Source organism: Devosia equisanguinis, assembly GCF_900631955.1.
GTDB lineage: Bacteria > Pseudomonadota > Alphaproteobacteria > Rhizobiales > Devosiaceae > Devosia > Devosia equisanguinis.
In genome coordinates this window covers 19,514-33,324 of the sequence record NZ_UZWD01000014.1, presented here as the reverse complement: position 1 = coordinate 33,324, position 13,811 = coordinate 19,514, and the positions used below count along the sequence as shown (strand labels likewise).

At 64.8% G+C, this 13,811-nt stretch carries 16 protein-coding genes; 6 read left to right on the top strand and 10 right to left on the bottom strand.

Annotation, left to right across the window (positions count from 1 at the left end):
* Positions 1–78: 78 nt before the first annotated feature.
* Complete coding sequence (gloB, locus tag DEVEQU_RS04405) at positions 79–846, bottom strand: hydroxyacylglutathione hydrolase (protein WP_386849565.1); 768 nt, start codon at positions 844–846, stop codon at positions 79–81.
* A gap of 104 nt (positions 847–950) precedes the next feature.
* Here gloB and DEVEQU_RS04400 point away from each other — a divergent pair, with 104 nt between their 5' ends.
* From DEVEQU_RS04400 to DEVEQU_RS04390, 3 genes are all read left to right on the top strand, one after another.
* Complete coding sequence (locus DEVEQU_RS04400; protein ID WP_126149359.1) at positions 951–1,682, top strand: class I SAM-dependent methyltransferase; 732 nt, start codon at positions 951–953, stop codon at positions 1,680–1,682.
* Between the two features lie 70 nt (positions 1,683–1,752).
* On the top strand, positions 1,753–2,847 hold the full coding sequence (gene hisC / locus DEVEQU_RS04395) for a histidinol-phosphate transaminase (protein ID WP_126149358.1): 1,095 nt from the start codon (positions 1,753–1,755) through the stop codon (positions 2,845–2,847).
* Positions 2,844–3,815: a prephenate/arogenate dehydrogenase family protein gene (locus DEVEQU_RS04390; protein WP_126149357.1), complete on the top strand. Its 972-nt coding sequence runs from the start codon at positions 2,844–2,846 to the stop codon at positions 3,813–3,815. Before hisC ends, DEVEQU_RS04390 begins: the two co-directional genes overlap by 4 nt.
* Before the next feature lie 216 nt (positions 3,816–4,031).
* On the opposite strand, the gene DEVEQU_RS04385 is transcribed toward DEVEQU_RS04390, so the two are convergent.
* From DEVEQU_RS04385 to DEVEQU_RS04375, 3 genes are all read right to left on the bottom strand, one after another.
* Positions 4,032–4,460, bottom strand: coding sequence for an Rrf2 family transcriptional regulator (locus DEVEQU_RS04385; protein WP_126149365.1), 429 nt, complete (start codon positions 4,458–4,460; stop codon positions 4,032–4,034).
* A 102-nt stretch (positions 4,461–4,562) separates the two neighbouring features.
* A complete protein-coding gene (locus tag DEVEQU_RS04380; RefSeq protein WP_126149356.1) occupies positions 4,563–5,291 on the bottom strand; it encodes a DUF1365 domain-containing protein in 729 nt (242 codons plus the stop codon).
* Complete coding sequence (locus DEVEQU_RS04375) at positions 5,288–6,631, bottom strand: NAD(P)/FAD-dependent oxidoreductase (RefSeq protein ID WP_126149355.1); 1,344 nt, start codon at positions 6,629–6,631, stop codon at positions 5,288–5,290. The genes DEVEQU_RS04380 and DEVEQU_RS04375 overlap by 4 nt, the downstream gene beginning before the upstream one ends.
* A gap of 248 nt (positions 6,632–6,879) precedes the next feature.
* On the opposite strand from DEVEQU_RS04375, the gene DEVEQU_RS04370 reads away from it, so the two are divergent.
* From DEVEQU_RS04370 to DEVEQU_RS04360, 3 genes are read left to right on the top strand one after another with little or no spacing between them, the layout of a single operon-like run.
* Positions 6,880–7,458, top strand: coding sequence for an RNA polymerase sigma factor (locus tag DEVEQU_RS04370; protein WP_329601441.1), 579 nt, complete (start codon positions 6,880–6,882; stop codon positions 7,456–7,458).
* Entirely contained in the window at positions 7,455–8,105 is a 651-nt protein-coding gene (locus DEVEQU_RS04365) for a ChrR family anti-sigma-E factor (protein WP_126149353.1), read from the top strand. The genes DEVEQU_RS04370 and DEVEQU_RS04365 overlap by 4 nt, the downstream gene beginning before the upstream one ends.
* 10 nt (positions 8,106–8,115) lie before the next feature.
* Positions 8,116–8,535, top strand: a complete 420-nt coding sequence (locus DEVEQU_RS04360) for a DUF2177 family protein (protein ID WP_223214101.1) — start codon at positions 8,116–8,118, stop codon at positions 8,533–8,535.
* Here the strand turns inward: DEVEQU_RS04360 and DEVEQU_RS04355 are convergent.
* The 6 genes from DEVEQU_RS04355 to DEVEQU_RS04330 all read right to left on the bottom strand — a co-directional run bounded on the left by DEVEQU_RS04355 (position 8,525) and on the right by DEVEQU_RS04330 (position 13,702).
* A complete protein-coding gene (locus DEVEQU_RS04355) occupies positions 8,525–9,256 on the bottom strand; it encodes an SDR family NAD(P)-dependent oxidoreductase (protein ID WP_126149352.1) in 732 nt (243 codons plus the stop codon). The two genes, DEVEQU_RS04360 and DEVEQU_RS04355, sit on opposite strands and share 11 nt — an antisense overlap.
* A gap of 84 nt (positions 9,257–9,340) precedes the next feature.
* Complete coding sequence (locus DEVEQU_RS04350) at positions 9,341–10,024, bottom strand: NnrU family protein (RefSeq protein WP_126149351.1); 684 nt, start codon at positions 10,022–10,024, stop codon at positions 9,341–9,343.
* The gene (locus DEVEQU_RS04345) at positions 10,021–10,488 is read right to left on the bottom strand and encodes a hemerythrin domain-containing protein (RefSeq protein ID WP_126149350.1); all 468 of its coding nucleotides are present in this window, start codon (positions 10,486–10,488) and stop codon (positions 10,021–10,023) included. Before DEVEQU_RS04345 ends, DEVEQU_RS04350 begins: the two co-directional genes overlap by 4 nt.
* Positions 10,485–10,649 carry a cbb3-type cytochrome oxidase assembly protein CcoS gene (ccoS, locus tag DEVEQU_RS04340; RefSeq protein WP_126149349.1) on the bottom strand — a complete coding sequence of 55 codons (165 nt, stop codon included), beginning with the start codon at positions 10,647–10,649 and terminating at the stop codon, positions 10,485–10,487. The genes DEVEQU_RS04345 and ccoS overlap by 4 nt, the downstream gene beginning before the upstream one ends.
* Positions 10,646–12,883: a heavy metal translocating P-type ATPase gene (locus DEVEQU_RS04335; RefSeq protein WP_126149348.1), complete on the bottom strand. Its 2,238-nt coding sequence runs from the start codon at positions 12,881–12,883 to the stop codon at positions 10,646–10,648. Before DEVEQU_RS04335 ends, ccoS begins: the two co-directional genes overlap by 4 nt.
* 24 nt (positions 12,884–12,907) lie before the next feature.
* Entirely contained in the window at positions 12,908–13,702 is a 795-nt protein-coding gene (locus tag DEVEQU_RS04330) for a DUF2189 domain-containing protein (protein WP_126149347.1), read from the bottom strand.
* Positions 13,703–13,811 lie beyond the last annotated feature (109 nt).

Sequence of the window (13,811 nt, the reverse complement as noted above, 5' to 3'; positions counted from 1 at the left end):
GGGGGGGGGCAGCCCGCTCCAACCCACATGCGCTAAAGGTGGAGGGGAGCAGCAGCCGAAGCCCCGCGCGCCCCCAAATCAAAAATTGTCCTTGCCCTTGCGGATCGCGGCAAAAACCTCTGCGGGGTCGGCGCCTTCAAGGCCATAGTGTCGGGCCAGTTCGGGGGCGTCGGCGCGCATGAAGGGGTTGGCTCTTTTGTCCTCGCCCAGAGTGAAGGGAATGGTGGCCCGGCCGGCCAGCCGCAGCGCCTTGACCTCGTCGGCGCGCTTTTGCAGCACGGCATTGTCCGGATCGATGAAGAGGGCGAAGCGGGCATTGCTCTCGGTATATTCGTGGCCGCAATAGACCAGCGTTTCGTCCGGCAACGCGCGCAGGCGCTTGACCCCTTCCCACATCGGGCCGGGCGTGCCCTCGAACATGCGGCCCACGCCCAGCGAGAACAGCGCATCGGCGGAGAACAGGTGCCCGCCCTCGGCATTGTAGAACACCACGTGTCCCAGCGTGTGGCCGGGGGTGGCCATCACTGCAAAGCTGGTGTCGCCGAGTTCGATCGTGTCACCGTCGCCTACCAACTCGTCCAGCCCCTCGATCTTGTCGGCTTCATCGCGCGGGCCGACCACGCGGGCGCCGAAGGCGGCCTTGAGCTCGGCAATGGCCTCGACATGGTCGATATGGTGGTGGGTGATGAAAATGTCGGTCAGCGTCCAGCCACGGTGGATGAGGGCGTTGCGGATGGCGGCGGCTTCGGGGGCGTCGATGGCGGCGGTGCGGCCACTGGCCTGGTCATGCACCAAATAGCCGAAATTGTCGCTGCGGGCGGGAAAGACATCCACGATCAGGGCCATCTTCATCTCCTTGGTTCTGCGGTTTGCCCGCAAGCTAGGGAGTGGGCGGGCGCAATACAACCTTGGATTGGACAAGTTCACGGGGCTTTGGCACAGTCCCAGCCATGACCAGCGATGTTTCGCGCCTCATCGGCTATTACAAGTCCCCCCTGGGCCGCATTTCGCGGGCGCTGGTGCGTGAACAGGTGATGGCCCTGGCCGGCGATGTGCGCAGCAAGCGGGTGCTGGGGCTGGGTTTTGCCACGCCCTATCTGCGATTCGCGCTCGAACCGGCCGAGCGGGTGCTGGCCTTCATGCCGGCCCGCCAGGGGGCCTCGGCCTGGCCGCGCGAGGGCCCGTCCTGCACGGTACTCTGCGATCCGCTGGAGATGCCGCTCACCGATGCGGCGATCGATCTGACCATTGCCATCCACGCTCTCGAGCATGTCGCCGATGCCGAAGAGCTGATGCGCGAACTGTGGCGCGTGACGGCGCCCAATGGCCATCTGGTGCTGGTGGTGCCGCGCCGCCGCGGCATCTGGGCCCAGCGCGACAATACCCCGTTCGGGCAGGGCAATCCCTATTCCGGCGGGCAATTGGAAAAACTGCTGCGCGATCATAGCTTCGTGCCCGAGGCCTGGCGCGATGCCCTGTTCGTGCCGCCGGTGCAATCGGGCCTGGTGCTCAAATCCACCCGCTTTTTCGAGCGCTTCGGGCGCCTGTTCGGGCCGGCGATGAGCGGGGCGATCTGCGTGCGTGCCCGCAAGGAGGCGTTTCCCGCCATTCCCCGGCGCAAGCGTGCCGAGCGCTATGTGCGCCTGCCGGGCCTGTCGGCGGCGACGGCCCGCAACGCATAGAGGCTTTGCCTTTAGGGCGCGGTTTCACTATGGTCCGCGCGGCTTTCCCTGCCCTTTCGCGAAGACCATCATGTCCGAAACCGTCCGCCCCACACCGCAGCCCGGTATTCTCGATATTGCGCCCTATATGCCGGGCAAGTCCGGCAAGCCGGGCAGCAATGCGATCAAGCTCTCGGCCAATGAATCCCCGCTCGGCGCCAGCCCCAAGGCGATCGCCGCCTTTGCCGCCGCCGCCGAAAAGCTCGAAATCTATCCCGAGGGCACGTCGCGGCTGCTGCGCGAGGCGCTGGGCGAAGTGCATGGCGTCAATCCCGATAGCATCGTCTGCGGCAATGGCTCGGATGATCTCTTGCACCTGTTGGCACAAGTCTATCTCGGCGAGGGCGACGAAGCGGTGATGAACCGCTACGGTTTTTCGGTCTATCCGATCATCACCAGGGCGACCGGCGCCCAGATTATCATGGTCGACGAGCGTGACTATTGCGCCGATGTCGATGCGCTGCTGGCGGCGGTAACGCCCCGCACCAAGGTGGTCTGGCTGGCCAATCCCAACAATCCCACCGGCACCTATCTCAATGCAGACGAGGTGGCGCGGCTGCATGCCGGTCTCCGCCCCGATATCCTGCTCGTCATCGACAGTGCCTATGCCGAATATGTGACGGCCGCTGACTATTCGGTGGGGCTCGATCTGGTCGGCGCGCATCAGAATGTCGTCATGGTGCGCACCTTCTCCAAGATGGGCCTGGCGGCGGCGCGCATCGGCTGGATGGTGGGGCCCGACCATGTGGTCGACGCCATCAACCGCATTCGCGGCCCGTTCAATGTCAATCTGCCGGCGCAACTGGCCGGGGCCGCCGCCACGCGTGACGTCGCCTTCACCCAGGCCTTGTGCGACTTCAATGCCAGATGGCGCGACTGGCTCACCGCCGAGCTCCACTCCAACGCCATGCGCGTCATCCCCAGCCAGGCCAATTTCGTTATGGTGCTGTTCGACACCCCCGAGATTGCCGCAGCGGCGTTTAAGACCCTGGTCGAGGCCGGCTATATCGTGCGGGAAATCGGCGCCTCCTATGGCATTGCCAATGGGCTGCGCATTTCCATCGGACCGGAGGCGGCCATGCAGGGCGTCGCCAAGGTGCTCAAGGCATTCGGGGGCGCACAATGAGCGCACATTTTAAGAAGCTCGCCCTTATCGGCATCGGTCTCATCGGCTCCTCTATTGCCCTGGCGGCGCGGCGGCAGGGGCTGGTGGAAGTGATCTCCATCGCCACACGGCGCCAGGAAACGCTCGATGAAGCCCGGGAATTGAACCTGGGCGATATCTACACGCTCGACGCCGCCGAAGCGGTGCGCGGCGCCGATCTCGTCATTCTCTGCGCCCCGGTCGGGGCCTATGCGGCGCTGGCCGAAGCCATCGCGCCGGCACTGGAGCCGGGCGCCATCGTCTCCGATGTCGGCTCCGTCAAGGAGCATGTGGTCAAGGTCGTCGGCCCGCATGTGCCTGCCGGGGTGCATTTCATTCCCGGCCACCCCATTGCCGGCACCGAGCATTCCGGCCCCTCGGCCGGCTTTGCCGAACTGTTTGCGGGGCGCTGGTGCGTCCTCACCCCCACCGCCGGCGTGCCGCAGGCGGCGACTGACAGGCTCGTCGGCTTCTGGCAGGCCATGGGCTCGATGGTGGAATGCATGGATGCAGCCCATCACGACATGGTGCTGGCCATTACCAGCCATATTCCGCACCTCATCGCCTACAATATCGTGGGCACGGTGGCCGATCTCGAAGCCGATACCAAGTCCGAGGTGATCAAGTTTTCTGCCTCGGGCTTCCGTGACTTCACCCGTATCGCCGCCTCCGATCCGGTGATGTGGCGCGACGTGTTCCTCACCAATCGTGATGCGGTGCTGGAAATGCTCGGCCGCTTCAATGAAGACCTGTCACGGCTGCAACGGGCGGTGCGCACCGGCGACGGCCCGGCGCTCGAAGCCCTGTTCACCCGCACCCGCGCCATCCGCCGCTCGATCATCAATGCCGGCCAGGAAACCGCCGCCGCCGATTTCGGCCGCCCCCACGAACAGCCCCCCACCCCCGAACCCACCCCAGTTCGCGACCACGGCGGCGGCGACGACGCCTGAGGCCGCGGGTTCGGGCTTTGCCTGGACCATTGCAAACTGAGGTGCACTCAGGCCTCTTTTGCCTCCCTTTCCTCAAGGGGGAGGGGCGATGGAGCCGCATCAACCAGAACGTGAAAGCTCTAGGGGAGGCGCGCCTTCCTCACCTTTTGGAGAGTGAAGGGCAGAAGCCAGGATCGCAACGCATTTTCAAGGCCAGGCGGTGGAGTGCGGCGGTGGTCAGGCTGAGTGTTCGATGCCGAAGAGTGCGGGGTCGACGGCGAGGTCGGCGAGGCTGTGTTGGTCGAGTTCGGCGATGAAGGCCTTGAGCGCGCGGTTCAGGATGGTCTTGAGGCGGCAGCCGGGGGTGATGCGGCAGCGGTTGTCGGCGGCGAAGCATTCGACCATGGCGAAATCGGGCTCGGTGGCGCGCACCACTGCGCCCAGATTGATCTCGGTGGCGGGTCGGGCCAGGGTCAAGCCGCCGGAGCGACCGCGCACGGCGCGCAGATAGCCTTCGCGTGTCAGAAGATTGGCGACCTTCATCAGGTGGTTGCGGGAAATGCCATAGACGTCGGAGGCCTCTTCAATGGTGACGAGGCGCTCGCCATTTGTGGCGGCATAGATCAACAGGCGCAGCGCATAGTCGGTGAACTGGGTGAGGCGCATGGCAGTCCTGACCGTGACATTTCTGACATCAAGATCGGCCTGATTGTGGCCAAGTACAATGGTGTTGGACTGCACTACGTTGTCGCAGCGCCCACCGTCCTTTTAGGCCGAAGGCGAATTCTTGGGCCGGTGCGGGTGGAATTTTATCCCCTTGAGCAGGAGGCGCAGCGCTTCCCAGTGAATGCCCAGGGTCACCTTCAGCGTCATCAGTGGATGGCTGAAGAAGAGGCCAAACAGGGTTCTGTCGGTGAACTCGTGCCGCTTGCCGGCAAAGGCGGCGTACAGAAGCCGCTCGCCTTTTTCCGTCTCGTCGATGGCCACCCGCACCTTCTCGCCCGGTTCGAGGATGGAGAAGGCATATTGGCAATCCATGCCGATGAAGGGGGAGACGTAAAAGGTCTTGCTGCATGTCTGCTCGGCGCCCGCCGGCAGCACATAGGTGTGGCGCTCGCCGAAGGTGTTGTGCACCTCGTAGATGGTGGCGATGCTCTTGCCCGCGGCATCGGCGCAGAACCAGACGGTCAGGGGATTGAACACGTAGCCAAGGATGCGCGGATAGCAGAGCAGGCGAATGCTGGTTGGTTCGGGCAGGCCATGCGCGCGCAGCTGGGCGAACACCCAGTCGCGAGGCGTCTGGCCATGGCCGTGATCGGCATCGCGAAACGAGAACAGAGAAGGCCGGTTGTGCCCGAAGAGGCGCAGCTGGTTGAGCCGAGGCAAGTCGTCGAGATCGATCAGCAGCGAGAACACGCGATAGCGCAGCGCGTGCTTTTTGGGCCGATGCCGCTGGTGCACCACATGGCCGACATAGATGGCCGAGGCGGTGGTCACGCGACCATCGCCGGGATGGGGGCTAGGGTGATGCGGTTCGAAGGATTGGCCAGCATCCAGGGGCGGGCGGGTGCGCCCATGTCCTCGGCGGCGGCCAAGCCAGCCTGCAGACCATCCTCATGGAAACCACGGCCGAAATAGGCGCCGCAATACCAGGTGCGGTTCTGACCCTGCAGGCGCCAGAGATTTTCCTGCGCTTCGATGGCGCGGGTGTTGAAAAGGGGATGGGTATAGTCGAAGCGGGCCACTTCACCCTCCGGATTGCCCGGCGGGTTGAGGGTAACGAAGAGATCGCGCCCGGGCAGGTGCTGCAGCTTGTTCATCCAGTAGCTGACGCAGAGCGGGGCCTCCTTCTCCTCGCCCATGGCGATGTAGTTCCAGCAGCACCAGACCTTGCGACGGCGCGGCATATAGCTGGCATCGCTGTGCAGCACCGCAATATTGCGGGTATATTCGAAGGCCCCGAGCAATTCGCTTTCGAGCGCAGTCGGCTTGTCGAGCATTTTCAGGGCCTGGTCGGCATGGGCGGCGATCAGGATCTGGTCGAAGCGGTCGGTATTGCCCTTGCCGTCGCGTATGGTCACCCCGGTGGCATCGCGCTCGACCGAGGTCACCGGGCTCGAGAGGCGCACTTCGCCTGAGAACTGGTTCATCAGCGCCCCGATATAGGCACGGCTGCCGCCGGTGACGGTGCGCCAGAGCGGACGGGCGGTCAGCTTGAGCAGGCCGTGGCTTTCGAAGAAGCGCACGAAGGCAAAGAGCGGATAGGCGCGAATATCCTCGGCGGTGGACGACCAGATCGCCGCGGCCATGGGCAGCAGGTGGCCCTCGACGAAGGATCGCGAATAGCGCTGCATGCGCAGATATTCGTCCAGCGTCAGGCCGCGCATGTCGGGCTGATCAAGGACATCGGGGGCTTCGCGGTAGAAGCGGATGAGATCGCGGAGCAGGCTCCAGAAGCGCGGTCGGAAAGCATTACGACGCTGGGCCAGCATGCCGGAGAGGCCTTCGCCGCAATATTCGAAATTGCCCTGTTCCAGCGAGGCCGAGAACGACATTTCGGTGGCCACGCTATCGACGCCGAGATGGGCGAGCATGGCCTGGAAATTGGGGTAATTGGCGTTGTTATAGACGATGAAGCCGGTATCGACCGGACCCGTGCCGTCAACGTCAATGGTGTTGGCATGGCCACCCAGGCGCGCATCGGCTTCATAGAGCACGACATCGGCCGTCTTGGACAATTGCCAGGCGGCCGACAGCCCGGAAACGCCGCTGCCGATGACGGCAATGCGCTGGCGCGGCGGCACGGAGCGGTTGAACGGCTCTGGCGATTGAAACATCTATCTAGTCCCGGTTTCTTTGCAGTAGATACGCGCGAGACGCGCTTTCGGATCATGTCCGGGCCGAATTCTTTTGCCGCCATTGCCGCTGACAAGATTTTCGCTGGTCTGTGGTGATCCGCCCGCCGAAAGGGGGCGTATTAGCCGGCATGACACTGGCAATTTACCCACTGGTCGGGACATGCGAAGATAGCGCGTTCAAGAAACGCCGACGCCCTTTGGCGCGCGCCCAGCATGGAAATCCGCCATTGACAGCAAGCAAGGACAGCGGCCTCACGCCGCCGGCGGATGATATGGCACCCTATCTGGTGGCCATCGCAGCCCATGCCGACATGGCCGCTTTCGAGGCGCTGTTCGAACAATATAGTCCACGCATCCGCGCCTATATGCTCAAACTGACGCGCAATGGCCAGGCTGCCGAAGACCTGATGCAGGAAACCATGCTGACCATCTGGCGCAAGGCCGGTCAGTTCGATCCGGCGCGCGGTCCGGCATCGGCGTGGATCTTCACCATCGCCCGCAATATCTGGATCGATGCCTGGCGCAAGCAGCGTCGGCCCGAATTCAATCCCGAAGACCCTGCCTTTGTCAGCGAACCGCTGCCCGACGCGGCGCGGGTCATGGAAGACAGGCAAAGCCACGACGCCTTGCACCGGGCGCTCGCAACCCTCCCCAAGGAGCAGGTGGATCTTATCCGCCTGTCTTTTTTCGAAGAGGCTTCCCATAGCACCATTGCCAAAGAGCTTGGCCTGCCGATCGGCACGGTCAAATCCAGAATCCGCCTGGCCTTCGGGCGCCTCAGAACGGCGCTGGAGAGCTTGAGATGAGCATCAAACACCATTTGAGCGACGAGCTGCTGGTCGAATATGCCGCAGGCCACCTGGCCGAGGGCTGGTCCATTGCGGTGGCCTGCCACCTGGCCATGTGCCCCGATTGCCGGGCGCGCCTGGCGCTGGCCGAAGCCGCCGGTGGGGCGCTGATCGACACGATTGCCCCCGTTGCGGGCCCTGCCAATGCCTGGGAGCGGATGCGTGCACGGCTCGATGACGCACCCAGGCAAGTGGCGCCACCGATCGCGCGCAAGCGCCCTGCTCATGCGGTCATTCCCGAGCCGCTGCGCAGCTATGTGGGTGATATCGACGCCCTCAAATGGCGCAATATCGGCACGGCCCATCAGGTGCTGATCCCTACCGGCGACCGGGAAACCCAGGTCAGGCTGCTGCGCATTCCTGCCGGCAAGCCGGTGCCCGAGCACAGCCATGGCGGGCGCGAGCTGACCCTGGTGCTGACGGGCAGTTTTCACGACGAGGTCGATCATTTCGGCCCCGGCGATATCGAAGAGGCGGATGGCGAACTGACGCATCAGCCGGTGGCGGACAGGGACGAGGATTGCATCTGCCTCGCCGTGACCGATGCGCCGCTGCGCTTCAGCAGTCGCCTGGTGCGCCTGGTTCAACCATTCCTGGGGATTTGAGGAGGACGCGATGCTGGCCGGTTATTCCCTGATGACGTTCATTGCCGCCTATGTGGGGTCGGCCGTCGTGTTCTTCGCGCTGGATTTCGTCTGGCTATCCTTCGTCGCATTGGGGTTTTACCGGTCCGAGATCGGGCATGTGCTGCTGGAGCGGCCCAACCTGGTCCCAGCGGCGGTGTTCTATCTGTTCTATGTGGTGGGTGTGGTGTTCTTCGCGGTGCTGCCGGCCCTCAACCACCAGTCCTGGCTCTGGGCGCTCCTGGCCGGCATCGGACTGGGACTGATTGCCTATGGCACCTATGACATGACCAACCTGGCCACCATCAAGGACTGGTCCTGGAAGGTGAGCCTGGTGGATGTGCTGTGGGGCGGGTTCCTGACCGGCATTTCGGCCCTGGCCGGCTATTGGGTGGCGCGCTTCACCCTTTGAGCCGGCCCGCCAGGGCAAAGGCGATGGCGTGGGGCAGGCGTGCCAGAAGCCGCAGCGGCCAGATCAGCCGGCGCGGAAAGGCGATTTCGAAGCGCTTGCCATCCAGCCCCTTGATGATGCGGGCGGCGGCATCGTCCACTTCCAGCATGGCCGGCATGGCAAAGGTGTTCTGATCGGTCAGGCGGGTGCGCACGAAGCCGGGGGTGACCAGGCGCGTATCGACCCCCGGCCATAATTCGCTGCGCAGGCTTTGCGCCAGATTGACGATGCCCGCCTTGGTAGCCGAATAGACCTGCCCATTGGGCAATCCGAAAATTGCCGCCGCCGAGCCGAACAGCACCAATTGCCCGCCTGGGCGCAGGCTGGGCACGGCGGCGCGCACCGCGTTGAACGTGCCGCCGAGATTGGTCGCGAAGATCTTTGCCGCCTTGTCGGCATCGGCCTGCATGACCGGGCCGGGATCGTAGATGGCGGCGGTGACGATAACCCGCTCGAATGGGCCGAACTGGCTCGCCACGCGCTCAAGGCTTTCCCGATCGCCGATATCGGCCTTGGCGCCACTATGGCCGGGCCCCAGTTTGGCCACCTGCTGGTCGAGGGCGGCCTGGTCGCGGCCGGAGAGCACCAGGGTCGCGCCGCGTTGGGCATAGGCTTCGGCCAAGGCGGCGCCGATGCCGGCACTGCCGCCAATGATCCAGATTTTCTCGTTGCTGCCAGCCATGATCTCGTCTCCGCTTTTCCCGATATACGGTCCAACGGGACGGATGGATGCGTCTGGTGGCGAAAAACCCTGAGGCGTTGCCGGTCAGGCCGTCGCCATGGCCAGCGGATCAGCGCCGAAAATTGCCGCATGCCCGCCCGAGAGCAGCCAGATGGTGAGGGCAAGGGCGATGATAAAGCCGATGATCATAGCCCGGTCGATCCGCAGTCTCGTGCGGCCGGCGACGACGGCGGCAAAAGGCACAATCGAGGTGGTGGCGGTGATCTCGTTCCAGGCGGGATTGCGTTTGCTGCCGCGCCGCTCGGCCATCAGCATGCCGAAAAGCGCGAACAGCGCAAACACGCCGAACAGCATGAGGCTGCGCAGATCGCCATTGGCGACGAGGTGGTTGATGGCCCAGAGCAGGAAGCCCCAGAGCACGGGGTGGCGGGTCACCGTGGTTATGGCGCCATAGGCCGCGTCGCCGCGCCGGAAGGTGATGGAAGCCGGATTGGGGCTGACCAGCCCGGTGACCAGCAGGAACAGGGCGATAGGCGAGGCCATGAGCGCCAGCCAGGCCTGCCAGGGCGCCGGGTCCCAGAGCGGCACATAGTCGAGCCGGAAGGCGGCGTGGAACACCCAGCCCAATGTGGCCAGCGAGACAAGTGAGTAGAGCACGAGATAGGCGCGGCGGCCCAGGCGCTCGACCAGAACCGTGCGGATGGCGGGAATGGCCGGCACCGAATGCAAGGCGAGGAACATGGCCAGGGCCAGGAGGAACTGGGTCAATTCGGGGCTCCGCTCGCAGGGGGAATCGCATCGAGCAGGATAAGCAGATCCTGTTCGCTGCGCACATGCCGTCGCACGCTCTCGAAGAAGGCGCGCAGGAGATAGCCGGTCGCATCGGGCGACAGCAGCGGCTGTCGTCCGTTGAGAGAGACAAGCACTTCGGCCAGTTCGAGCGCCGATTGGGTATCGGCATCGTGCTCCTGGCGCAGGCGCTGAGCGAGGCGACGCAATTCCGGCTTGGGGGACATGGCCAGGGCCGGCAGCAGCGCCAGTTCTTCTTCGGCATGTGTGTCGGCCAAGGCGGCCAGGATCGCCTTTGCCAGGGCCTTGGTTTCGGCGGCGGTGACCCTATCGGGCAGGCGATCGGCAATGTCCTCAAGCTGATCGCAAAGTTGCAGCAGCTGGCCATAACAGCGCTGCAACGCCGCCCAGCGGCCGGGTTCGGTTGGCTGGAGCGCGATCATGAAGGTTTGTCGGGGCGCGGCACATCCTCGTCATAGAGGATGCGTTCGGAGGCGCCGTCGAGGTCCTCATATTGCCCGGCCCGCAGGGTCCAGAGAAAGACGACGAGGCCGATAAAGCCCAGAATGATCGAGATGGGAATGAGATAGAAGAAATCGTTCATGCTGTAGCCGCCTTTCCGGGAGCCCTGACCCGGTTGCCGAAGGGGTGCCATCCCAGGCGCAGGGCATTGACCACCACGACCACCGAGGATGCCGACATGGCGATGGCGGCCATGAAGGGATTGACCAGCCCGGCAATGGCGATGGGCAGGGCAATGGCATTGTAGAGCAAGGCGAGGACAAGGTTCTGCCGCACCAGTTGGCGCGCCTCGCGGGCCACGGCAAGGGCGGTGGGGATGGCGGTGAGATCGTTGCGCAGGAATACGAAATCCGCGGCGTTGCGGCCGATGTCGATGGCGCTGGCCGGGGCCATGGACACATGGGCGCGGGCCATGGCCGGGGTGTCGTTGAGCCCGTCGCCCACCATGAGCACGACACGGCCGGACTGTTCGAGGGCAGCGATGCGCGCAAGTTTTTCCTCGGGCAACAGCCCGCCTTCGCTGTCCATGCCTAGCTTTGCCGCCAGCCGCGATACCAGAGCCGGGCGGTCGCCGGACAGCACCAGCGTCTGGTAGCCCAGCCGATGCAGGCGCTCGGCAGAGGTCGCCGCCTGAGGTCGCAACTGGTCTTCGAAGGCAAAGGCGACGCAGAATTCGCCGTTTCGCGACAGCACGGTGCCGGCTTCGCTCCCGTCATTGGGGCCCGACCAGCCCATGCGGCCGAGGCGATAGATCCGCCCATCGAGCCGCGCTTCCACGCCGAGGCCGGGATGCTCGGTCACATCCTGCCAGTCGAGGTCGGGCGTCGCGGCAAAGGCATGGGCGATGGCGATCGAATAGGGATGACGCGAGCGGGCGGCAAGGCTGGCGGCAATGCCGAGACTGCCCGGCTCGGCGAGGCTGGCAATGGGGCGGGCGAGGCCGGTGGTCAGCGTGCCGGTCTTGTCGAAGACGACGGTGTCGACCTCGGCCAACCGCTCCAGCGCCGCCCCGTCCTTGACCATGATCCCGGCTTCGAACAGGCGCTTGGCCGCCACCACCTGCACCATGGGCACGGCCAGGCCGAGAGCACAGGGGCAGGTGATGATCAGGACGGCAATGGCGATGGTGGTGGCATGGTGCAGGTCGCCGTTGAACACCATCCAGCCGATAAAGGCGAGGAAGGCGGCCAGATGCACGACGGGCGAATAGAAGGTGGCGGCGCGATCGGCAATGCGGCGATAGCGGTTGCGGCTGGATTCGGCATCGTCGAGCAGCTGCACCAATTGGTTGAGAGTGGAATTCTTCTCGTCGGCAGTGGCGCGAATGGCGATGGCCGCGCTGAGATTGAGCGCGCCGGCCGGTACGGCCTGTCCGGGGCCGGCGGTTTCGGGCAGGCTTTCGCCGGTCAATAGGCTCTTGTCGATTTCACTCTGGCCGGTGACCACGTCGCCATCGACGGGAATGCGCTCGCTCGGGCCGACGGCGATCACCATGCCGGGGCGAATCTCGGCCAGCGGCAGGAAGGCGGGGCCGCCCTCGCCCTCCAGCACCAGCGCGCCTGCCGGCGCCAAGCGTGCCAGGCCCTTGACGGCGGTGCGGGCGCGTTCGCGCATGGCATGGTCGAGTGCCCGGCCGATGAGCAGGAAGAAGATCAGCGAGGCGACGGCATCGTAATAGACTTCGGTGCCGGAAAACACGGTGTCGTAGAGGCTGAGCGCGAAGGCCATGAGGATGCCGATGGTGATCGGCACGTCCATATTGGTGTGGCCCGCACGCAGCGCCGTCCAGGCCGACTGGTAGAAAACCCGGCCGGAATAGAGCAGTGCCGGCAGGGTCAGTGCGGCACAGATCCAGTGCAGGATATCGCGCGTCGCTCCGTCGGCGCCGGCCCAGACCGAGCCGGAGAACATCATGATGTTCATCGAGCAGAAGGCGGCAACGGCAAGCGCTCGGATCATCGCCGAAAGTCCGGCATCCTTGCCGGCTTCCTCGAGCGAGAAGAGGTTGGGTTCATAGCCCAATTCGACCATGCGGTGGACCATGGGCGGCACCATGCCCGCGTCGCGCCAGCGCACGGTGACGCGCTTGCTGGAAAGGTTCACCCGGCTCGAGACCACGCCGGGCAGTGCATCGAGCGCCGCTTCGATGGTGCGGATGCAGCCGCCGCAATGGATGGCCGGGGCAGCGAATTCGGACTGCCGGAGATCTGCCTCGAGCGCCCGGCTGGCCAGGCGCACCTCATTGTCCGAAGGGCCCCGATTGGGCCCCCCGGCAAGGGCTTCGACAAAGGCAGGCGGGGGTGCGCAGCAGGTCATGGTCCGAAATCCGCAGGTGTTGCTCTATTCCTCGCGCACCGCCAGATAGGCGTGCCAGGTGGCGTGGCCGAGCAGCGGGAAGATGATGATCAGCCCCAAAAACCCGGTGAGCAGGCTGACGATCACGAGGCCCACCACCAGGGCGGCCCAGATCAGGGCCGGGCCGAGATTGTTGGTGACCAGCGACAGCGACATGCCCATGGCCGAGAAGGCATCGAGCTTCTGGTCCAGCACCATGGGAATGGAGAAGGCGCCAATGGCAAAGGAGAAGGCGGCAAAGAGCCCGCCTACCGCCGTGCCGACAGCGAGGAGGCCAATGCCCTCGGGCGTGGTCAGCAGCGTCTGGATGATCTGGTCAAAGCCGGGAAAAGCGCGCCAGCCGAAGAACAGGGCATAGAGCAGCACGGCAGCGCGCACCCAGACCAGCATCAGCGTCATCAAGACGGCGCCGACGAAGAACAGATGCATGCCGCCGCGCGGGAACAGCATGTCCCAGAGCGTTACCTTCTTGCGGGCGGCGAGGCGCCGGCTCTTTTCATATAGGCCGGTGGCGAGAAGCGGACCGACCACGAGGAAGCCGGCCAGTGCCGGAAACAGGATCTGGGCCCAGCCATAGGTGAACATCAAAGAGATGATGCCCCAGGAGACGAGAACGACCCCAGAGCCATAGGCGAGGCTTGGCATGGGGTTCGACCAGAGGTCGCGCCAGCCGGCGGCGAGCCAGGCAAAAGGCGCTGACAGGGGCAGATGGCGATTGTGATCGACCGCCCGCGGTGCGGCGGGTTCATAGGGTGGAATGACGTCGGCGGCTTGGGTCATGGCGATTCCGTGAGTTGGGTTGAGCGTCCGATGGGCTGCGGGTCGAGAGCGGAGAACCCCCACCCGGCCTCCCCCTGAAGAAGGGGGAGGAGCAGAGGAAGCGGCGGCT